This is a genomic window from Kitasatospora sp. NPDC048298, assembly GCF_043201465.1.
GTDB lineage: Bacteria > Actinomycetota > Actinomycetes > Streptomycetales > Streptomycetaceae > Kitasatospora.
The window spans coordinates 95065-117216 of sequence record NZ_JBICYZ010000023.1 but is presented as its reverse complement, the minus strand read 5'-3'; the positions used below and the strand labels follow the sequence as shown (position 1 = coordinate 117216).

Below are 22152 nucleotides of genomic sequence, written 5' to 3'. Positions count from 1 at the left end.
GGCGCCCCCCCCGCCCCCCCCCCCCCCGGCCGCCCCCCCCCCGCCCCCGGGGGGGGCCGCCCCCGCCGGGGCGCCGGGCCGCGGGGGGGGGGGCGGCCCCCCCCCCCCCCGCTCCCGCGCGAGGCGCCTCTCAACCACCGCTCAGGCCCGCTCGGCCTTCCACTCCCGGGCGAGCGTCGCGTAGACGTACTCGCTGCCCCAGCGCCCGCCGTCGAGGTCGTTCTCGACGAGGTGCGCCTCCCTGCGCATGCCGAGGCGCTCACAGACCCGCATCGACCCGGTGTTGAGCACGTCGAGGCGGGCGAAGAGCCGGTGGGCATCCAGCTCGACGAAGGCCAGCGCGGCCACCGCGCGCGCCGCCTCGGTCGCGTAACCCCGGCCGGCGTAGGCCGGGTTGAAGGTCCAGCCGATCTCGACCTGGCGGGCCGACGCGCTCGCGAGCTTCAGCACGATCTCGCCGACGACCTTCGCCTCGCCGACCGGGCAGACGGCGACCACCAGGTCGTGGCCGTCCTCGGACCACGCGGTGCCGGCCGCCCGCCGCGTCAGGCTCTGCGCGCACTGTTCACGGGTGAGCGGCGGCCGGTAGAGGTAGCGGGCGACCTCGGGCAGGCTCTGGAAGGCGTGCAGGTCGTCGAGGTCATCCGGCGTGAACGGACGCAGCAGGAGCCGTTCGGTGCTGACGGGCAGCAGCGAGAGCACGGTCATCGATCGTTTCCTCCCCGAGAAATGCCCGCAGCCTAACCGGCCGGACCGCGAAGCCCCCACCGAATAACGGCCGCCGGGCCGCTGTGGTCCGCCACCGTCCGCCGTGGTCCGCCGTGGTCCGCCGTGGTCCGCCGTGGTCCGCCGGGCCTGAGTACACGTACTCAGGCCATCCCCGCGGCCGTGCGACAGAATCGGCCGCCGGAACGAGATCGCGGAGGGGACGGCGGGAGCGTGGGCATGCCCTGGGGGACGTCGCGGCGGATCGACGGGATCACCTGGTGGCGGGCGGTCGTGGGATCCCGGACGGCCAGGTCGGCGCTGGTGGGGGCCGGGCTCGGCGCGGTGGCGCTCCTGCTCACCGCACTGCCGTGGCAGCGCCTCCTCCCGTGCGATCCGCAGCAGGGGTGGAGCTGCCTGGGGTGGGCACTGCTGCTCGCCCCGGTGGCGGCCCTCCTCGTCTTCCTGGCGAGCTGGCTGGCGCTGCGACTGGCGGGCGTCCGGCCGGCCTGGCGGGTGGCCGCCGCGGCCGTCGTCCTCTGCTGGCTGCAGTTCGAGCTCGAGGCCCGGGCCGGGGCCTGGAGCCTGCCGGACGGACTGCTGCCACTCGCCGACGCGGTGCTGTTCGCGATAGCGGCCGCCCTGACCGCGCCCGGGCCGCTTCTGCGGTGGCCCCGGGTCGTGCTGCTGGTCGTCCTCGCCCTGCTCTGGCCGCTCTCGGCACTGGTCGGGGGCCACCGCGCGGACGACCGCGCCCGGAACGAACTCACCGACGCTGGCGTCCCGTTGTACGCACCCGATGTCGCCGGCTACCGCATGCGGCCGCCGCTGACCAGCAAGCCCGGCTCGTGGTTCGGCTTCCTCCTGCTGCCCGACCGGCAGGGCGTCGACCCCGACGACCTGAACCGCTGGGCCATCCGGGTGACCGTGGAGCCCGTGCCGCCCGCCTTCAGGCCACCCGTCTGCGATGCGACGAGCCTCGGCAGCACGGTCAGAGCCGAAGGCTGCGAACAGGTCGCGCCGGGCACCTGGCGCAGAGCCAATCCCTATGTCGTCTTCTACTTCGTCCGCCGCGACGACTACCTGATCGTCATGTCGGCGGACGGAAAGGAGAACACCGAAGCCGATCTGCGCAAGCTGGCGTCGACACTGTCCGTCCGAACCCCCGACTACTTCCTCCGCTGAACCACCCACGCTCCCGGTGGTCCTCCCGGGCCGGTACGAGCCGCTGTTCACCCGTACGACAGCCGCCTGCCCCGTCCACCTAAGCTGTCCCCACGCGGTGACCGGGGAGGGACAGCGGGTGGATCGGTACAACGTCACGAACACCATCGACGGGGGGACCCAGAAGACGGTCATCCAGGTCGGCCAGGTCGGCTCGATGACGGTCCAGACAGCCCCAGCCCCGGCCGGCACCGCCCCGTCGAGCGACCCGTGGGTCCGCGCCGTCCTGGACTCCGGAATCTGGGCCCACGCGGCGCAGCGCGACACCGAGCCCCACCGGCGACACGCCGCCCGGCTGGCCGAACGACTGGCCGCCGTCCGGGACGGCGCCGAGCAGCACACCGCCGGGGACCCGTGGGCCGACCCCGGGTTCGCCACGCGATTCGCGGACCGCGTGGAGTGGCTGCTCGGTGAGCCCGACGGCGCGCTCGACCTCTACCCGGCCGAGGCCGGGCTGCTCGTCCTGCTGCCCTACCTCTATCAGACCCACCAACTCCTGCTCACGACCTCCCGACTCGAGGCCGACCCCACCGACCTGCGGCCGCGGCGCGGAGCGACCGGATGGCGGGCCGGCTACCAGTCCTTCCTGGCCGGCCACGACCTGCTGGTGAACCGGGCCGAACTGCGCCCGCAGGCAGCGTCGGCGACCGGCTGGTGGCTGTACCGCCACTGGCTCGCGCAGGACGACAAGGGCATGGCGGCCCTGGCCGCCCTCGAAGCCGAACTCACCGCGGACAGCGGTCCGTTGACCGAGGCGGTGGGCATCCGGCGCCTCGCCAGAATCCTCGCCGGCCTACGGATCGGCGCCGACATCTGCAACCCCGAGCACCTCGGCCGGCTGGAGGCCGACGAACTCCTGCCCGGCCCCGGCCGCCAGCGCATCCGCGAACGGCGGGCCGGCCTGCTGCTGGCCGTCGCGTACGGCGCAGCGATCGAACCCGCCGTGCTCCCCGACACGGTGGTCGAGCACATCGGGGTCCCGAACCCGGTCGACCTCGACGGGCTGCGGCGGACCCTGGCCACGACGGCGTGGGGCGGCTCCCCCGAGCTGCCGGTCCTCAAGGCGGTCTGCGAGCACGAGGCCGTCGTGGAGGCCCTGCGCGAGCACGCGGCGCGCCTGGACGGGCTGCTCCTCGCGGTCGGGCGCGCCGTGCCCGACCGGATCGCCCAGCCCATGCCACCCCTGCCCGCGCGGATCTCCGCCGACGGCGTCGTCCCGGCGGAGGGGACCTTCACCAGCGGCGCACGGTTCCGACTCGACGACCGCCGGGTACGCGGCCTGCTGACCGGCACCCAGCTCTACAAGGACTGCGACCTCGCCGTACGCGAGCTGTACCAGAACGCCCTCGACGCCTCCCGCTACCGCAGGGCCAGAACCCAGTACCTGGAGCGCTCCGGCCGGCCCTTCCACCCGTACGAGGGCCGGATCGACTTCGTCCAGGGCGTCGACGAGGACGGCCGCGAGTACCTGGAGTGCACCGACGACGGCATCGGCATGGGCGAGGCGGAACTGCGCGGCGTGTTCTCCAACGCCGGCGCCCGCTTCGCCGAACAGCCCGACTTCCTGCTGGAGCAGGCGCAGTGGGAACGCGTCGACCCCCCGGTCCGGCTCCACCCCAACAGTCGGTTCGGAATCGGCGTCCTGTCGTACTTCATGCTCGCGGACGAGATCCGGGTGGAGTCCTGCCGCATGGGGCTCGACGGCATGCCAGGACCACTGGTCGAGGCGCACATCCTCGGGCCCAACCACCTGTTCCGGATCGGCGAGAAGGAGGAACACGGCAGCAGGCCCGGCACCCGGGTGCGGCTCTACCTGCGGGAGCGGCGCCGCTCCTGGTCCGGGCTGGACGCCCTTGCGAAGGTGCTGTGCATCGCCGAGTTCCCGACGGCGGCGCAGCACGGCGGGCGGAGAAGGGAGTGGGAGCCGGGGGTGTTCGGACCGTCGGGCACCGGAGCAACGGACGGCGCGGTGCACGACCACCTGGTGGAATGGACCGACAGTCCCGAAGGCGCGCAGGTGATCTGGTGCAGGGACGGCGGCCAACTGCTGGTGGACGGCCTTCGGATCGAACCGCACGAACGCATCGGGGTGCTGTCAGGCGACCGAGGTGTCGTGGTGAACCTGAGCGGGGACTACGCCCCGAGACAGCTCAGCACTGATCGCCTCACGGTGCTCGAGGACGTGTCCCCCCGCGTCGAGGAACTGCTGGCGGGCGCGGCACCCGCCCTGGTGGCGCGCGGAGCGAAGTTCTTCACCCCGATGTGGCTGGGGGAAGTCACCAAGAGCAGCCCGCGGACAGCGGATCTGGTGACGGAGGCGGTCTACCAGTCGGGAGCCGGCTTCGGTGAGTACTGGCAACCGAAGGCTCTCCCTGTGACCGGCTGGTTCCCGCTGGACCAGGCGATCCACAACGGCCTCCTGGCAGCAAACAGCCGCACGCCACGACCGACAGCGTCGTCCTTCCAGTCGCTTCCGGACCACATCCTGCTCTGGCGGACGTTGGCCCACGGAAGCACCGATCTTCTGCGTCAACTCATCGAACTGGTACCGGAGTTGGCCGAACCATACGAGGTGGCCAGGGCCTGGCCGTCGGACCTGGAGGTGCTCACGGGAACACGCGATTTCAGTGAAACCAATCGGTCGGACATGTTCGCTGCCGCTCGACGGCTCGGCTGCAGTCCGGCCGGCCCGGCGGAACGGCGGAGGCTCTTCGGAGTGGACGACCTCGTTGTCGCCGAGACTGCCGACTCGGACGACCGGGACGGTTCGGGCATGCGCTGGATCGACGACCGGCACGGTCGCCGCCGCTCGTTCAGGACGGTCGGTGACCTGCTGGAAGTCGGCGCGACGCTCGGAGTGAGCACGGCACAAGCGGCGGCACGACTGCGAGAGTACAGCATAACCGTCGTGCCCGAGGATCTGCCGGAAGGCACCCCTGACGAGATTGACCTCCAACTGCTCTACCAGGACGGCGAGATCGGCGAGTACAGGCAGATCTGGAACGACGGGCCCGTGCCACCCGGCCACGTGGCCCAGGCCGCTCTGCGGACCGGCCTGAGCCCGCTGGAGGTACGGCGTCGACTCGAACGCTATGGCCTGACAGTGGAGCCGTTCGAGTTCCCCAAGCGAGTGGACCACACGTATCTCAACTGGCTCAGCCAGGAACACGACGGGAGGTGGCCGTGGGCGAGTGCTGCCGGGCCACTTCCCCCCTGGCAGCTGATGTCCGCCCGGGAATGGTCGGGCCTGTCCGCCGACGACGTCCGAGCCGAGTACGAGCACCTCGGCTTCACCCTGCCGCCACAGCCGACCTGCCGGGAGTCACTGGACGACTTCGACCTGCTGGCCGGTGAGTGGGAGGTCGACTGGTCGCCCTTCCGGACGGACCGTGCCCCGACCTTCCACCAGCTCATGGAAGTGGCGGAGAACCTGGGGCTCAGCCTGCGGGTACTGACCAGCCGGCTGGCCGCGTACGGGGTGCGAACGGGCATGGTCCTGCCACAGCGCCAGACCGAACTCGATCGCGAGCTGTTCCGCTACGAGGACATGGCCCAGAGCATCTCGGACGAACTGCACGATGTCTGGTGGTTCTGGCTGAGCCCGGACGACGAGATCCCGTTCTACCTGCTGGTCCTGGCCGCCAGGGACCTGGGCCGACGTCCCCGGGAACTGGCGGCCCGGCTGCGCTCCTACGGTCTGCGCGTGTCCCGCGACGACCTACCGTCCGGTCTCACCCAGGGGGCGGCCCTGCGTCTGCTGACGGCCGACGGTCTGGTGATGCCCGGCCCGAAGGACTCTCCGATGCTGCTCGCTCATCTCGTCCGCATCGCCCGGTGTGTCGACCTGCCCGTGCAGGAGACCGCCCGGCACCTCCGCGACCTCGGCGTCCACGTCGGTGACCTCGCGGCCACCGTGCGGGCTGCTCTGGCACGGGTGCCGCTCGCCTGACCGGCCAGGACGTCCCCGGCGTAGCACCGCAGGCCCTGCGCAGGGACCGGCCGGACCCTGCCGAAGTCGGCGTTCGGTGGTGCCATGGAAGTACGGACGGCCGGGTCCACGGACCCGGCCCCGTACCGGGCCAGTCGGATACCGAGAGTCACCGACGGCAACGCCTCACCGGCCGAGGAGGACCACCATGACGTCCGCAAGCTCCGACGACCCCGACGACGCCGACGACGCCGGCGGTCCCGTCGTCCTCGGCGTCGACGCCCACGACACCGGCTCGATGGCCGCCGCCTGGGCCGCCGACGAGGCAGCCCGCAAGGGCCTGCCGCTGCGACTGGTGCACGCCGTGCCGTCGCTGTACCGGGAGTTCCGGCCGTTCGACGAGGGCCGCTACCACAAGGCCCTGCGCGAGCGGGCCGACCGGGCGCTCGACCGGGCCGCCGCCGTCGCCCGGGAGCGCCACCCCGGGCTGGCCGTGACCGCCGTCGTGGCCGAGGACGTCCCGGCGCCCACGCTGTGCCGGGAGTCCCGCCGGGCCTCGCTCGTCGTCCTCGGCTCCCGGCGGCTGAGCCGGATCGAGGAGGCGTTGAGCACGTACTCGGTGGCCGTCCCGGTCAGCGCCCAGGCGCACTGCCCGGTGGTCGTGGTCCGCGACCCCGAGCACACCACCCAGGACCCGCCGTACGTGGTGCTCGGCGTGGACGGCAGCCCGTCCTCGGAACCCGCCGTCGACTTCGCCTTCGCGTACGCGGACGAGCGCCGGGCCGCACTGCGCGTCCTGTGGGTCTGGCAGCGCCCGCCGGCCGGCAGCCCGGACGAGCCCGCCACCGAGCAGTTGCTGCACCGCCTGCTCTTCGAGTCCACCACGGGACGCCACGAGCACCACCCGGACGTGAACGTGACCCACGAGGTCGTGCACGGCCACCCGGTCGAGGAGCTGGCCCGCGCCGCCGAGCACGCCCTCGCCGTGGTCGTCGGCCGGCGCGGCAACGGCGGTTTCACCGGCATGCGCCTCGGCTCCGTGCCCCACGGCCTGCTCCGCCGCGCCCACTGCCCGGTCGTCACCGTGCCCGCTCACCCGCAGTGAGCCCGGATCGGCCGCGCCCTCCGTTCGGCCCCCACTCGCTCCGCCCCTTCCGCCCCTGAGGAGTCCGCCAGTGACCGACCACACCCGCACCCACCTGCTCACGGCCATCGACCTCGCGGCCTCCGCCCGCGCCCACGGCAACCACCCCTTCGGCGCCCTGCTGACCGACCCGTCCGGAGGCGTCCTGCTCACGGCCGAGAACACCGTGCTGACGGACCACGACGTCACCGCCCACGCGGAGACCAACCTGGTCCGGCAGGCCTGCCGCACCCTGGCCCCGCACCTGCTCAACGGGACCGTCCTGTACAGCAGCACCGAGCCCTGCGCGATGTGCGCCGGAGCGATCTACTGGAGCGGCATCCGGCAGGTCGTCTACGCGCTCTCCGCCACCGACCTGAACGCCATCGCCGGAGTGGACCCGGACGAACCGGTGCTCGACCTGCCCTGCCGCCAGGTCTTCGCCGCCGGCGGCAACACCGTGGAGGTCTCCGGCCCGCACCTCTTCGAGGAGGCCTCCGCCGTGCACACGGGGTACTGGGGCTGACGGACGACGGATCGGGAGACCAGCCCCCGGACGGCCGCCCGGGCCGGCGCCCGAAGTGGAAGAGCTTCCTGGGAATCCCGGCGCGGCGAGCGCGGGAGCGCCCGGTTGCCGTCGTGCCGGCCGCGGGCGGCGGCCCGGGTTCTCAGAGGACTCCCAGATTCTCTCCGAAGGCGGCCAGAGCGGGCTGAGAACGTCGGTGCCGGTTTTCCGATGATCGCCGACTGATGTGGAGCCTCGCTGTGGCCACGTTCCTTTCCAGGCTGGGCCGGTTCTCCTTCCGGAGACACTGGCTGGTCGCCCTGCTGTGGGTGGGACTGCTCCTGGGGACGGGGGTGCTGGCCGGGCGGGCCGCCGCGCCGCCGCCGAACGACTTCTCCATGCCGGGTACGCAGGCGCAGCAGGCGTACGACGTACTGAAGGAGGGCTTCCCGGAGCTGAACGCCGACGGTGCGACGGCCCGGGTGGTCTTCCGTGCGCAGGACGGCAAGGTCACCGATCCCGGCGCGAGGGAGGCGATCGGGAGGACGGTCGCGGCGCTCGGCGGCGATCCGCAGGTCGCGCGGGTGACGGACCCGTTCGCCGCCCGGTCGGTGAGCGGGGACGGCACGACCGCGTACGCGCAGGTCTCGTACCAGGTGCCCGCGTCGAAGCTGGAGGACGGCTCGCGGGGCGCGCTGCTGTCGACGGTCGAGCAGGCGCGCTCGCCGGAGTTGTCGGTCGAGGTCGGCGGCAACGCCGTCAACGCGACGCCCGGCGGGCATTCCTCGGAGGCGCTGGGCTTGGCGGTGGCTGCCATCGTGCTCGTCGTCACGTTCGGCTCGCTGCTGGCGGCCGGGCTTCCGCTGCTCACGGCCGTCCTCGGCGTGGGCATCAGCGGGCTGGCCATCCGGGTGCTGGCGCAGCCGCTCGGTCTCGGGTCGACCACGACGGGCCTCGCCACCATGATCGGGCTGGCCGTCGGCATCGACTACGCGCTGTTCGTGGTCTCCCGCTACCGTGCCGAACTCACCCGAAACCGAAACCGAGACCGGGACCGGGACCGGGACGGCGGCCGCAGCCGTGAGGAGGCCGCCGCCCACGCGGTGGGCACCGCGGGCTCGGCGGTGGTGTTCGCCGGTCTGACCGTGGTGATCGCCCTCGCGGGGCTGGGTGTGGTGGGCATCCCGCTGCTGACGCAGATGGGCCTCGCCGCGGCCGGCACGGTCGTCCTGGCGGTGCTGATCGCGGTCACGCTGATTCCCGCCCTGCTCGGGATCTGCGGCCGCCGGATCGGTCCGGCCCGCCCGCGGCGCCGGAGGGCGGAGGTGAACGGCGCGCCTCGGGCGTATCTGGGCGTGCGGTGGGCCCGGTTCGTGGTCAGGCGGCCGGTCGCCGTCCTGCTGGGCGGTGTCGCCCTCCTCGGCGTGATCGCGGTTCCGGCGGCCTCCCTGGAGATGGGCCTGCCGGGCGACGAGAGCAAGCCCGTGTCGACGACCCAGCGACGGGCGTACGACCTGATCTCCGAGGGCTTCGGCCCGGGCTACAACGGCCCGCTGACCGTCGTCGTCCAGGCCGACGGCGGTGCCGGCGCCGAGACTGCCGCGAAGGGCGTCGCCGAGGAGCTCGCGGGCAGGCAGGACGTCGCCGCGGTCGGGCAGCCGAAGCTCAGCGCGTCCGGCGACACCGCCGTCCTGAACGTCGTGCCGGCCTCGGCGCCGGGCAGCACGGAGACCGGCGACCTCGTCCACGCGCTGCGTGATCCGGCGCCGGCCGGAGACGGCGGCGCCCGCGTGCTCGTCGCCGGTTCGACCGCGATGAACGTGGACGTCTCGCAGAAGCTGTCCGACGCGCTGGTCCCGTACCTGGGGCTGGTGGTCGGCCTGGCGTTCCTGCTGCTGATCGCCGTCTTCCGGTCCCTGCTCGTGCCGCTCAAGGCGGCGCTGGGCTTCCTGCTGTCGGTCGTGGCCGGGCTGGGCGCGGTGGTCGCGGTGTTCCAGTGGGGCTGGCTGGGGTCCCTGCTCGGGGTCGCGGAACCGGGGCCGGTGATGTCGATGATGCCGATCTTCATGGTCGGCGTCGTCTTCGGCCTCGCCATGGACTACGAGGTGTTCCTGGTCACCAGGATGCGCGAGGCGCACGTGCACGGGCAGCCGCCGCTGGAAGCCGTGGTCAGCGGGTTCGAGCACAGCGCGCGGGTGGTGACCGCCGCGGCGGTGATCATGATCGCGGTGTTCGCCTCGTTCCTGGGCTCGGACGAGCAGATGCTCAAGACCATCGGCTTCGGGCTGGCCGCGGCCGTCCTCCTCGACGCGTTCGTCGTCCGCATGACGCTCGTTCCGGCCGTCCTGGCCCTGCTCGGCCGGCATGCCTGGCACCTGCCCGGCTGGCTGGACCGCCTCCTGCCCGACCTCGACGTCGAGGGCGAGCGGCTCGGACGGGCCCCGCGCGCGGCCCTGTCCGCGGCCTTCGAGGCGTCACCCGGCGAGAGCCCGGCCGCTGTCGTCGAAGCCTCCGGAAGCGGCAGCCACCGTCCGTCCGGTAGCTGAGCCGTCCGCTCCCCCTCCTCCGGCCGGGCTGCGCCGCCCGCCCGCTCCTCCGGCACGCCACCCCGAATCCCCACCCTCTCAGGAGGCCGCTCATGCCCGTCGCCCCGCCGCGTCCCGTTCCTCCCCGCACGCTCTGGCGCCACGTCCTCGAAGGAGCGCTGTCCACCGTGGCCGCCCTGGTGGCCATGGCCGCCGCCGCCTGGGCGGCACTGACCGCCCTCGGCGCTGGCGCGATCGCTCCGGCTTCCGGCCTGGTGCCCGCGCTCATGGGCATGGCCTTCGGCGGCGACATCACCGTGAAGTCGGCGGCCTCCGCCGGGTCGGGCGGCGACGGCGGGCTCGGCGGGCTCGGATTCGGCGGCGGCCTCGGCGGGTTGCTCGGCGGACTGGGCGGAGGTGGCGGTGGCGGCCTCAACCTCGGACTGACCGGCCTGGTGTCGATGACGCCCCTGACCCTGACCTTCCTGGGCACCGCCGTCCTGGCGATCGGCTTCTTCCGGCCCCTGTACCGGCGGCCGCAGCCCGCCTCGGAGATGCTGTGGGCCCGGTTCGGCGGCGCGGTGTCGGTCGCGGCGGTGGCCTTCCCCCTGCTGGCCGGCGCGGCCCACGGAACGGCCCGGCTGCCGGAGAGCGTGACGGAACGGTTCGGCAAGGGCGGCTCGTCCGGAGCGCTCGGCCGGTTCGGCGGCGCCGGTGGTGGCGGCAGCCTCACCTCGGGGCTGTCCTCGGTGGTCTTCGACACCGACACGGCGGTGACCGTCTTCTTCGGGCTGCTGTGGGTGTGCGCGGTCCTCGGCATCGGCTGCGTCGCGGCCCGGCGGACGACGCTGTCGCGCGCCCTCACCCTGGGCCCGGTGCGGCTGAGGTGGCACGCCGTCACGTCCACGGTGACGGGCATCGCGGCCGTGCTGTGCTGCACGGTCCTGGCCGTCGCCCTCGTGGCCGGGGTCGCGGCCCTGACCGGCCGGGAGCAGGCGGCCAAGGCCGCCGGGGCGCTGCTCCTCCTCGGCCCGAACCTGCTCGCCGTGCTGCTCACCTCCGGACTGGGAACCCCGTGGGAGGCGGGCACGCACCGCCTGAAGCCCCAGGGCGGCGGGATGTTCGGCATGTTCGGCGGGGCGGACCAGGGCGACGCGGCGGGCGCGGACAAGTCCCTGAGCGTCGGTGGCTGGTCGGGCGCGGGTCTGCCGGTCTGGCTGATCGGGCTGCTGCTCGTGCTGCTCCTGGCGGTGGTGGCCGGGTACGTCACCGCCGCCCGCACCCCGGCGCGCACCCGGCGGGAGGAGTCCCGGGCCGTGTTCAGCCGGCACGTCGAGACCGCCATGCGCCTGGGGGTCGCGCTCGGCCTCCCGTTCCTCCTGCTGCCCCTGGCGGCCGGCGGGTCGCTGCGGATCGGCGTCAGCCTCATGGGCAACGAGATGGGGGGCATGACCGCCGGTCTCGACGGACGTCCGGGGCTGTCGGCGCTCGCCGCCGTCGCCCTGGGCGCCCTCGCGGGCTACGGCGGCAGCCGCCTCCACGAGCGGCGGGCCCGCCGCCGCGACCTGGACACCCCTGCCCCCGAGGCCACGCCCCGGCGCGCCGCCCCCACGCCCGCCCGCTCGGCATCCTCCCGAAGCTCCTCCGAACCCGCCTCCTGAGTTCCGTGTGATCTCCTGGGAGAACCCCCACCCGACCCTGTCCCCGAAGGCGGCGATCCACCCCATGGCGGCACCGACACCCCCGGCACGACCCACGGGGGACCGACCGGACCACCTGCTCGTCGTCGACGACGAGCCCACCGTCCGGGAACTGCTGCGCACCGCCCTGCGCTACGCCGGCTTCGACGTCGACGCCGCCGGCACCGGGCGCGAGGCCCTCGACCTCGCCGCACGGCACACACCCGACCTCGTCCTGCTCGACGTCATGCTCCCCGACCTGGACGGCTTCGAGGTGATCCGCCGGCTGCGGGCCCAGCCCCGGGCCCCGCACCCCGGCCGCGGCGGCGACGTGCCGGTCCTCTTCGTCACCGCGCGCGAGGACCGCCAGGACGTCCTGCACGGCCTGAGCCTCGGCGGCGACGACTACATCACCAAGCCCTTCGACCTGGAGGAGCTCATCGCCCGGATCCACGCCGTCCTGCGACGTACCCGCGGCGAGCAGGCGGCCCGGATCACGGTGGGCGACCTGGAGATCGAGCCCGACAGCCACCACGTCACCAGGGCGGGACACAGCGTGCGGCTGTCGCCGACCGAGTTCCGCCTGCTGCACTTCCTGGTGACGAACGCCGGACGGACCGTGACGAAGAGCCAGATCCTGGAGAGCGTCTGGGAGTACGACTTCGGCGGTGACGCCGGCATCGTCGACACCTACATCAGCTACCTGCGCCGCAAGGTCGACACCGAGGAGCCCAAGCTCATCCACACCGTCCGCGGGGTGGGGTACGTGATCAGGGGGCCCCGCCCGTGACGCGGTCCGCACCGCCGTCCCCGGCCGCCGCTCCGGCCCCGGGACCGCGCCTGCCGTCCTCGCTCCGGCGCGGGCTGAACGGACTGTCGCTGCGCACGCGCCTGCTGTGCCTGTCCATCGCCCTGGTCGCCGTCGGCCTGCTCGGCACGGGCCTGCTCGTCACCTCCGCCCTGCACGGTTACCTCCAGGACCGGGTCGACGACCGGCTCGTCCTGACCGGCCAGGTCGCGGCCCGCATCTCGCCGCCCGCCGGCACCGGTACCCCGACGGGCGTGCAGGCCCTGGGCGTCATCGGGGACACCACCGTGACCTACCTCGACGAGGACGGCGCGACCCGCAGGGCGTTCGACGTGAGCCCCTCCCCACCCGGTGGCGGGCCCGAGCTCCCGCCGCTCGACCACGAGGCCGTCCTCGCCCACGGGGGCCGCCCGTTCACCGTGCCCTCGCACGATGGCGAGCACGAGTGGCGGGTGGTCGCCTTCACCCAGCCCGCCTTCACCCAGCCCGTCCCGCCGGACTCCGGTGGCCAGGGCAGCGTGGTCGTGGCGACCGCCCTCGACGAGGTCGACCGCACCACCGCCAAGGCCCGGAACCTCTCGCTGACCATGGGGGCCGCACTGCTCGCGGTGCTGACCGCCGTCGGCTGGTTCGCCGTCCGCTCCGGCCTGCGTCCCCTGACCCGCATCGAGGAGACCGCGACGGCGATCACCGCCGGCGACTACTCCCACCGGGTCCCCGAACTGGCCGCTCCGCACACCGAGGTGGGACGCCTGGCCGCCTGTCTCAACCAGATGCTCACCCGGATCGACACGGCGTTCCGGGCCCGCGCGGAGGCGGAGTCGAGGGCGCGGCGGTTCTTCGCCGACGCCAGCCACGAACTGCGCACGCCGCTGGTCGGGATCAAGGGCTACACCGACCTCTACGGCATGGGCGCGCTGTCCACCCGTGAGGACCTCGACCGGACCATGACCCGGATCGCCGCGGAGTCCCAACGCCTCACCCGGCTCGTCGAGGAGATGTTCCTCCTCGCCCGCCTCGACGAGGACACCCACAACGCGGCCGCCGGTCTCGGCCGGGCGCCGGCCCTCGCCCTCGACCTCGAACCGATGGACCTGCGCACCCTGGCCGCCGACGCCCTGCGCGACGTGCGCGCGCTGGACAAGGACCGCCCCGTCACCCTCACCGGCCCCGGTGGCGGGAAGCCGTCCAACGCCCCCGCCGTGGCCGACGAGGCCAGGCTCCGCCAGGTCGTCACCAACCTGATCGGCAACGCCGTCACCCACACCCCGCCCGGCACCCCGATCCGCATCGGCGTCGGCACCGCCGGTACCCACGCCGTCCTGGAGGTCGCCGACCAGGGCCCCGGCCTCACCCCCACCGAACGCGAACACGTCTTCGACCGCTTCTACCGCACGGACGACTCCCGCAACCGCGCCACCGGCGGCTCCGGCCTCGGCCTCGCCATCGCCCAGGCCCTCGTCGCCGCCCACGGAGGCCGCATCACCCTCGACACGGCCCCGGGCCGGGGCTGCACCTTCCGCGTCCTCCTACCGCTGCCCCCGGCGGCGGACCGTTGAACCGTGCCGCCGCCCTGGATCAGCCGGGCAGGGAGGCGAACGCCACGCTCGCGGACTTCGTCTCCGCGAGCACGAGCAGTTGCTTCGACAGCGTGTCGTAGCGCAGCCCGAGCGACGTGAGGGTGGGCAGCACCTCCTGGGGGACCTCTTCGAGGAGGTCCAGCTCCAGCGCGTCCGCGAGTTCGCGGACCGTGATGCCCGGGGTGCCCTTCCAGCGGGCGGTGAGGACGCGGCCGGTCGGATCCTTGCCGTAGTCGACGGTGAAGGTCAGGAGGTGTTCGGTGCCGTCGGCCAGCGGTACGGCCAGCCGCATCTCCCCGGTGACGACGGTGCTGCCCTTGGTCCGGTCGGCGATGACGGACACGACGACGGACAGGGTGCTGTTGCCGACGGCGACACTGGTGGCACAGGCGAAGGTGAAGTGGCCCTGGGTGTCGAAGGCCACGGCGAGTTCCTCGACGGTCAGGCTCCTGAGCTGCTCGGGCGCGGTGATGCCCAGGTGCTTCAGGAGGTCGGCGGGCTGGAGCCCGACCGCGTGGGCGGCGAAGGCCCACCCGGTGGCGGAGGACCACGTGCCCGTGACGTCCAGGACCCCGGTGCCGAGCCGCCATTCGGCGGTGACGCCGGCGTACTTGAGCCCCACCTGGTGCGAGACGGTGAGGACGACGGCGGCGAGTTCGACGCCGTCGGTGACCTTCCAGACCTCGGTGAGAGCGAGGTCCAGTCCGTAGCCCCGGTTGTTGGCGCCGGCGGCGAGTTCGGCCCACAGTTCGAGCTCGCTGACGGTCAGCGTCTTCGGGACGGGGATGCCGGAGAAGCGCTCCGCCACCAGTTTCCCGAGGTTCACGGGCTCGGCGAGGACGCCTTTCAACGAGCGCTCCGGTAGGCCCACTTCCACCTCGACCGCCACGCTGCCGGGGAACTCGACTCGGCCGCCGAGGGTGGTCAGCAGCTGGGGGTGGGAGAAGGGATCGAGCACGGAGAGGTCGGCTCGGAGGCCCTTCACGGTGACCCCCTCCACCGGTGTCCACTCCCGGCCCAGGATCACCGTCGGCTGGATCGCCAGGATCCGGTCCTTGCCGCCTCCCCCGGAGGTGCCGCCGTCGACGACGCAGCCGATCGCCAGTGCGGTGAGCGCCAGGCCCGCGCCGGGGGCCAGGTCGGAGGGCAGGTCGAATCCGCCCTGGGCCAGCGAGGCGAAGGCGCGGAGGGAGTCGAGCCCGGTGATGGCGACCGGGTCGAACGCGGCCTGGAGCAGCCAGATGTTCCCCTTGGCCGGCGGATACCCCCACACATAGGGCTTGGGGTGGGCCTGGGCGGTGGGGAAGTCGAGCTCGGCTCCCGCTCCGACCAGCGCCTGCTGTGTCCTGTTCACCCCCGGTTCGACGCCGAGTACCAGGTGGAGGGTGCCGAGGCCGAAGCGTTCGAGCGGGACCAGGCCCCTGCGCACCTCCTTCGGGAGTTCCGTCCCGGCGCCGGGAAGGGCGGCGTCGATCCGCACGCCGACCACCGTGGCGCCGGCCGAGTCGGTCAGGAAGCGGACCGTCGACGGTGCCGTGCTCCCGCCGGACAGCGACAGGGGGCCGGCGACCGTGAGCCCGTCGACTCGGACGGGGTCCAGCTGTAGCGCGCCGTCCTTCAGGTGGCTCTTGAACAGGTCGGCGGCCGGGGCGAGTTGGAGGTACTCGGGCTGCATGAGCAGCGAGCCCTTCTTCGCGGCGGCGGCCAGGGTCTCGGTCAGGCTCTTCACTGACAGGGGCATCTCGGGCCTCCTACTGGTAAGAGATCTCGTACGCGCCGGGCTTGTACGATCCGTCCGGTGCCCGGTCGATCCACAGGATCCAGTCCCGGCCGGTCCATTCAGTCGTGGCCTTACCGGTGGCGAATCTCTCTCCGCCGAAGGTGCTGAAGACACCCTTTCCGGTCGCATCCCTGTTCACGAAGCCAGACAGAGCCGCGGTGTTGTTCTGGTAGGTGTAGTCCCAATGCCTCTTGAGCGGTTTCTTCTGCGAGGTGACCTTCGGCTCCGGGATGTTGTGCCTGGTCCTGACGTCCTCCCAGTTCTTCAGGAGCTCCGCATTGAAGTTGCTGTCCGTGCAGGTCGCGCTCTTTCCTGCAAAAATGACCTTTCCGGTGCTGACGAAGAGCCCATCAGGGGTGACGTAGTCCAGCCAGGCCTTGCATGTCGAGGTCTTGCTGCCGTGGTGCCCGACCTTGAGCCACAGGTTTTTCTCTCGCTTCAACAGCCCGTTCGAGTCGTTCTTGATCAGACATTCTTCGTTCACTTTGAGGGCGTCAGCCATCAACAGAACCTTCTGCCGCTGCCCATTGCCGTCGGGTGCGCCGGTGACCAGGAAGACAAGGCTGTTCAGATTGGCGATCTTCTCTTTTGCGGAATGGACGTACTTGGTCCTGGTCGCAGAATCCCTCGAGGAGGGAAGAGCTCCCCCCGCATTCAGATGATAGAGATTCGGAGTGCCGGGAAGATTCGGGAAGAGCATTTCAGGATCCCCCTGAGTCGGCTTCAGCACCGGGTCACTCTCGACACTGTGGTCAGGACTCGCCAAGCTGTTGGGATCGTCAAGAAGCGTCTCCACGAACCGAACTTCGCTCCTCTCCTCCTTGTAGTCGACGGATGACATCGAGTGCCACACGTTCTTCACCGAGTAGCGCAGCTGATGCTCGGAGTCGAGGAAGATCTCCTCCAGGAGGTTGAAGTGGTCCTCATCAGGATGGCTGATGATCAGGTAATCCAGAACTCCGGGATTCTTCAGATCCATCAGACACTTGTCAATCTCTCGCTTCACGTGTTCCGTCATACGCCTCTTGGCGTCGCCCGTCGCCGACGCGCCCGCCGATTCCCGGGGCGCCACCTCACCCCCCGGCTTGGATCCGCAGTCCAGCAGTACGGCCGCATGCGCCTTGGCTGCGCCCGGCTCATAGAAGGTCATCAGCGTGCAGTCACCCTGCCCCACGTTCAAGAACACCACCTTGACCGGCATGTCGTTCCTTTCGCATCGGATTCGTGCACGAAAGACATCCTGCCCCTCGCAATCACACGCCACCCCGGGCATTGACAGCCCTCATCTATCCGACCGAGCCGGGAAACTCAAGTCACATCCACCGATCGGGTGATATCACCCGGCCAAGCACAGGTCGCGGGCAGACAATACGGGCCACGTCGACTACAAAGCGGTGGGGCCACAGAAGCCAACAGTTCGTATCGGATCAGCCTGGGCCATCGGCCTTCCCCCTGGAGGTGACCACGTGACCGACACGCCCCCGACGAAGGGCGGCGCCGCGCTGCGGCTCCTGCTCGTCCGGCTCAACCTGTCGGCCGGCCTGTCCAGCCTGCCCGTCGTGGGCTCGCAGGTGCCGGAGGAGGTCGACGTCCGGCTGACGGGACTGTGTGTCGACGTCGCCAACCGGGCGCTGGTCCTCACCGACGTCCAGCGGGTCAACGCGATGCTGACGGCGATGGGCGGACAGGGCACTCCCCTGCTGCTCGCCGAGGCTTCCTGGCCCGGCAAGGCACGGCTGGCCCTCGACGTGGAACTGGGCGGCAAGCAGCTGCAGTTGGGGACGCAGGACGGTTCGCCGCCGCCGTCCATGAGGGCGATCGGCCGGAACGACCAGGAGACGATCTCCACGCTCGACGGGAAGGACCTCAGCGGCACGCCGTCGACGGCCTGGTACACCGTCGACCGCGTCCTCGGCCCGGTGCGCCTGGACCGCCTCGGGGTGAGCTACGCCGACGGCACCGTGTGGCTCCTGATCGACGCGGGTGTCGACATGGGCGGGCTGAAGTTCTCCGGGAGGGGGATGGGCCTGGGCATCTCGCTGCACGACCCCGCGAGGATCACCCCCCGGCTCGACGGGCTGGGCATCGGCTTCTCCCGTCCGCCGATCGAGATCTCCGGCGCCCTCATCAACCAGGTCCGGAAGGGCTATCTCGTCTCCCTGCTGGGCGCCGCGGTGATCGACGTGCCGAGCTTCAGCCTCAGCGCCGTGGGCGGGTACGCCCAACGCGTCAACGCCCAGCCCTCGTTGTTCGTCTTCGGCCAGCTCGGCTTCCCCGCCGGGCAGGGTGTCGGGCCGCCGCCGTTCCGGGTGACCGGGGCCGCCGCCGGGTTCGGCTACAACAGCACCGTCCGGCTGCCGGACATCTCCGAGATCGACACCTTCCCGTTCCTGCCGTCCGCCGCGGGCGGCGGCACGGACGCGATGACGCTCGCCGACTCCCTCACCAGGTCGGCCGCCGGGAAGGCGCCCTGGGTCAGCGAGGCCCCGGGACGCGTCTGGCTGGCCGCCGGGCTGCGGTTCGACTCCTTCCAGTTCATCCACGCCCGCGCCCTGGTGCTGGGAGAGTTCGGCCTGACCGGCGGGTCGGACATCACTCTCGCGCTCCTCGGCCAGGCCGACGCCGACTTCCCGCTCAAGTCCACCGGCAGCAGCCGCTACGCGCACGTCTCCCTGGCGCTCATGGCGAGCTACACCTCGCGGGAGAACGCGCTGCGGGTGCAGGCGCAGATCCAGCCCGGTTCGTTCCTGGTGCACCCCTCCTGCAAGCTCTCCGGTGACGCCGCCCTCGTCCTGTGGTTCGGCCCGAAGCACGCCGGCGACTTCGTGCTGACCGTCGGCGGCTACCACCCGAAGTTCCAGGTTCCGCTCCACTACCCGGCCGCCAGGCGGCTCGCCATCGAGTGGGACGCCGGGCCCGTGTCGCTGCGCGGCGCCTGCTACGCGGCGCTGACCCCCTCGGCGTTCATGGTCGGCGCCGAACTCGACGTGGCGTTCCACGAGGGCCCCATCCAGGCCTGGTGCCGCGCCGTGCTCGACGCGCTGATCCAGTGGGACCCGTTCCAGTTCCGGGTGACGATGTCGGTGCGGATCGGCGTGCGCATCGACATCCTCATCCCCATCAGCGCGGAGATCGGCGTCGACCTCGACCTGTGGGGCCCGCCCACCGGTGGCATCGCCCACGTGTACGTCGCGTTCGGCTGGACCTTCGACCTCCGCTTCGGGGAGGACCCGCCATCCGAGCCCAAGTCCCTCGGCTGGAGCGACTTCGTCTCCCGGATGCTGCCCGGCCCCGTGGCGCAGGTGGTCGTCGAGAGCGGCAGGCTGCCCGCGGAGCCCGCCGACGGGGCCACCGAGAAGCCCGACGAGATCTGCGAGATGTCCCGCGACGGCTTCACCGTGCTGACCCGGGCGAGCATCCCGGCCTCCCAGGTCGTCCTCGTCACCCCCGGCCACACCGGGAAGACCGACACCGGCAAGACCATCACCGTACGCCCGGCCGGGGTCACGGCGACGTCCGTGCACAAGGTCACCGTCACCCACGACGGCGCCGTCATCGACCCTACCGAGGACCCGTACGGGTGGACGGTCGGCCAGGTCACCGGCAAGGTGCCGCTGGGCCTGTGGGGCGAGCCGCTCAAGTCCGCCGGCCAGGCCCCACAACTGCCGGTGCCCGCGACGAAGCCGGAGCTCGTCGACCGTCTGACCGGCACCCGGATCACCGCCCCGCGCCGTCCCCCCTCGGGCGGCACGGTGAAGGCCAAGGAGGCGGCCGTCGACCGCGAGGAGCGGAGGATCGACGAGAAGCCGCTCCTCGCCACCGCCCAGTCCGGCAGCGCCCCCACCAGGCCGTACGACCGGAGCACGCTCGCCGCCAAGCTCACCGGCACCGACCGCAAGCCCCTCCTGGAGGCGCTCACGGCGTGCGGGGTGGCCGTCCCGCCCGGCGGCAGCCTCACCGACTCCATCACCGGCTACGCCGGGCACATCCACTCCTACCTGCGCGCCGACCCGATGACGCGCGGCACCGAGAGCTGAGGCGGCTCCCATGACGACGGACACCACGGGGGCCGCCCGCGATCTGGCCCTCCACGACTACTGGCCGGGCGTGCCGACCGGCGAGTACGTCATCAGGGTCGAGCACACGGTCAAGGACACGACGAAGGCGCAGCAGGTCGACCAGACGTTCTCCGGCTCCCGCACCCTGCACGTGCGCGGTCCCCGCTTCGCGCTCACCCCGGAGCAGGTGCACGCCTGCTACCCGGCGTCCGGCGCGAGCGGGAACTTCGCCGACGTCCTGCCGCACGTCGTCCTCAGCCCGGCCGTCCTGCCCTGGGAACGCGTCCTCGCCAAGAGCCGGCCCGACGTGCCGTGGCTGGCGCTGCTCGTCCTCCACGAGAAGGACCTGCCCGTCGACGCGGCCACCGGGCGGGCCGACCAGACCTGCCCGGTCAGGGAGTTGCTGCCCGGCACGGGACACGTACAGCCGCCGAAGGTCCTGCTGCCCGCCCTCGCCGCGGAGAAGGACCCCAAGCACCCGGAGACGTGCCGCGTCATCGACGTACCCGTTGCCTGCTTCACCGACGTCCTGCCCCGCTTCGGTGAACTGCCGCTGCTCGGCCACGTCCGGCGCGTCTTTGGCCCCGGAGGCGGTGACCACGCGGTGCTGGTCGCCAACCGGCTGCCGCGCACCGACGGCCGGTACACCGCGCACGTGGTGTCGCTGGAGGGCTTCACCGAGGCCCAACTCTCCGGCAGCGCACCGCTGATGCCCGACCGGACTCCCGCCGAGAAGGTACGCCTGGTGTCCCTGTGGGCCTGGGACTTCACGGTCGAGAGGAAGACCGCGGCACCCGGCTTCCTCGCCGTGGCGCAGCAGGTCGCCACCGGCAGCGCGGGCAGGCTGCCGCTGCGGCTGCCCGACGGCTCCACCGGGAAGACGGCCGTGTCCAAGCGCCTGGCCGACGGCTACGTCCCGGTCGGCCACCAGCTGCCCGACGGCTCGCGCACCTACGCCTGGTACCGCGGGCCGTTCACCCCCGTCGTGCCGCACCCGCTGCCCGTCGACGCCAAGACCCTCGTCTCGGAGGCGCAGGCCCTGATCTACTCGCAGGCGCACGGCGTCTTCGACGTCAGCTACGCCTCGGCGTTCGCGCTGGGCAAGGCCGTCACGCTGGCCAACACCGACCTGGCCCGCTCCCTCGGCGAGATCCGCGGGGCCGCCGCCACGGCCGGCCAGGAACTCGCCAAACGCCTGGCCCGCGGGCTGGACATCAACACCGGCCAGGAGCCGAAGGAGGTGGCCGGCAGGTCCGGGACGGTCAACCCGGCGACCGCCGCCGGACCGCTCGCCACCGCCGCCTTCGCCCGGCTCGCCACGGGCCGCGCCCTGCTCGCCGAACCACCGGCACCCGCCGCGGAATCCGGGGCGGCCGGGGCGGTCACCGGCGAGCCGGACGCCCCGACGCTGGAGCCGGTGGTGAGGGCCACGACGGGCGACCACGCCCGGGCCGCCGTCCGCGCGGTCGTCGCCCAGCACCTCGACCGGGTCACCGGCGCCGGACTCGACCCGGCCAAGCTGCTCGCCGCCGTCCCCTTCGACCACCTGGTGCCCGACCCGAGGCTCCTGCCCGAGGAGAGCGTCCGCTTCTTCCACGTCGACCCCGGCTGGCTCGGGGCCCTGACGGCCGGAGCCAGCAGCCTCGGGCTCAGCACCAGCCTCGACCTTGCCCTGCACGAGGAACTCAACCACCAGGTGCTCGTCACCTCCACACCGCCGGTCGCGGGCATGCTGCTCCGCTCCGCCCTGTGCCGGGACTGGCCCGGCCTGCTGGTCGTCGCCCATCGCAAGAAGCAGGGCGGACAGGGGACGGAGGACGTGCTGAGCGGCTCGCCCCGACTCCTCGCCGCCGACCTCCTGCTGGCCTTCTTCACGGCGGCCCCCGAGAGCGTCACCCTCCGCCAACCCTCGCAGGTGCTCCACTTCGGCCTGGACGACACCGACCGGATCAGCCTGCGCTACGCCCGTTCCGGGGACGGAGAGGTGGGCTCCAGCATGGGCCGGGACCTCACCGGCATCCCCCTGCGGCAGCCGAAGGACCCCTCCCGTCCCCGCGAGGTGCTGGACACCGGCAAGCTCCGGACGGCCGTGCAGGACAAGCTCCGCGAGAGCCCGCCCCGGTGGGACGCCAAAAAGGACCTGCCGCCCTGCGTGCTCGGCCTGCAGCTCCTCAACACCCAGGCCCAACTGGTCATCGAGGCACCGAAGTGACGGCCGGCCGGCCTCCCCACGCCAC

The 22152-nt window shown here is 72.4% G+C and carries 13 protein-coding genes; 10 read left to right on the top strand and 3 right to left on the bottom strand.

Annotation, left to right across the window (positions count from 1 at the left end; all coding sequences use genetic code 11):
• Positions 1 to 141: 141 nt before the first annotated feature.
• Positions 142 to 708, bottom strand: a complete 567-nt coding sequence (locus ACGF0D_RS19090) for a GNAT family N-acetyltransferase (RefSeq protein WP_392917650.1) — start codon at positions 706 to 708, stop codon at positions 142 to 144.
• Positions 709 to 945: 237 nt separating this feature from the next.
• Between ACGF0D_RS19090 and ACGF0D_RS19085 the strand changes: the two genes are divergently transcribed.
• The 8 genes from ACGF0D_RS19085 to ACGF0D_RS19050 all read left to right on the top strand — a co-directional run bounded on the left by ACGF0D_RS19085 (position 946) and on the right by ACGF0D_RS19050 (position 14056).
• Positions 946 to 1890, top strand: coding sequence for a hypothetical protein (locus tag ACGF0D_RS19085; RefSeq protein WP_392917649.1), 945 nt, complete (start codon positions 946 to 948; stop codon positions 1888 to 1890).
• Between the two features lie 118 nt (positions 1891 to 2008).
• Positions 2009 to 5878, top strand: a complete 3870-nt coding sequence (locus ACGF0D_RS19080) for an ATP-binding protein (RefSeq protein ID WP_392917648.1) — start codon at positions 2009 to 2011, stop codon at positions 5876 to 5878.
• A 187-nt stretch (positions 5879 to 6065) separates the two neighbouring features.
• Complete coding sequence (locus tag ACGF0D_RS19075) at positions 6066 to 6962, top strand: universal stress protein (protein ID WP_392917646.1); 897 nt, start codon at positions 6066 to 6068, stop codon at positions 6960 to 6962.
• A 70-nt stretch (positions 6963 to 7032) separates the two neighbouring features.
• Positions 7033 to 7506, top strand: a complete 474-nt coding sequence (locus ACGF0D_RS19070) for a nucleoside deaminase (protein WP_392917644.1) — start codon at positions 7033 to 7035, stop codon at positions 7504 to 7506.
• A gap of 239 nt (positions 7507 to 7745) precedes the next feature.
• Positions 7746 to 10031: an MMPL family transporter gene (locus ACGF0D_RS19065; protein WP_392917642.1), complete on the top strand. Its 2286-nt coding sequence runs from the start codon at positions 7746 to 7748 to the stop codon at positions 10029 to 10031.
• Positions 10032 to 10123: 92 nt separating this feature from the next.
• Complete coding sequence (locus ACGF0D_RS19060; protein ID WP_392917640.1) at positions 10124 to 11671, top strand: streptophobe family protein; 1548 nt, start codon at positions 10124 to 10126, stop codon at positions 11669 to 11671.
• A 64-nt stretch (positions 11672 to 11735) separates the two neighbouring features.
• A complete protein-coding gene (locus ACGF0D_RS19055; protein ID WP_392917653.1) occupies positions 11736 to 12479 on the top strand; it encodes a response regulator transcription factor in 744 nt (247 codons plus the stop codon).
• Positions 12476 to 14056: an ATP-binding protein gene (locus ACGF0D_RS19050; RefSeq protein WP_392917638.1), complete on the top strand. Its 1581-nt coding sequence runs from the start codon at positions 12476 to 12478 to the stop codon at positions 14054 to 14056. The genes ACGF0D_RS19055 and ACGF0D_RS19050 overlap by 4 nt, the downstream gene beginning before the upstream one ends.
• 19 nt (positions 14057 to 14075) lie before the next feature.
• Here ACGF0D_RS19050 and ACGF0D_RS19045 read toward each other — a convergent pair whose 3' ends face one another.
• On the bottom strand, positions 14076 to 15818 hold the full coding sequence (locus tag ACGF0D_RS19045; RefSeq protein WP_392917636.1) for a hypothetical protein: 1743 nt from the start codon (positions 15816 to 15818) through the stop codon (positions 14076 to 14078).
• A gap of 10 nt (positions 15819 to 15828) precedes the next feature.
• A complete protein-coding gene (locus tag ACGF0D_RS19040; RefSeq protein WP_392917634.1) occupies positions 15829 to 17058 on the bottom strand; it encodes a ComEC/Rec2 family competence protein in 1230 nt (409 codons plus the stop codon).
• A 265-nt stretch (positions 17059 to 17323) separates the two neighbouring features.
• On the opposite strand from ACGF0D_RS19040, the gene ACGF0D_RS19035 reads away from it, so the two are divergent.
• Positions 17324 to 19894 carry a DUF6603 domain-containing protein gene (locus ACGF0D_RS19035; protein WP_392917632.1) on the top strand — a complete coding sequence of 857 codons (2571 nt, stop codon included), beginning with the start codon at positions 17324 to 17326 and terminating at the stop codon, positions 19892 to 19894.
• Positions 19895 to 19904: 10 nt separating this feature from the next.
• Complete coding sequence (locus tag ACGF0D_RS19030) at positions 19905 to 22127, top strand: hypothetical protein (protein ID WP_392917630.1); 2223 nt, start codon at positions 19905 to 19907, stop codon at positions 22125 to 22127.
• Positions 22128 to 22152 lie beyond the last annotated feature (25 nt).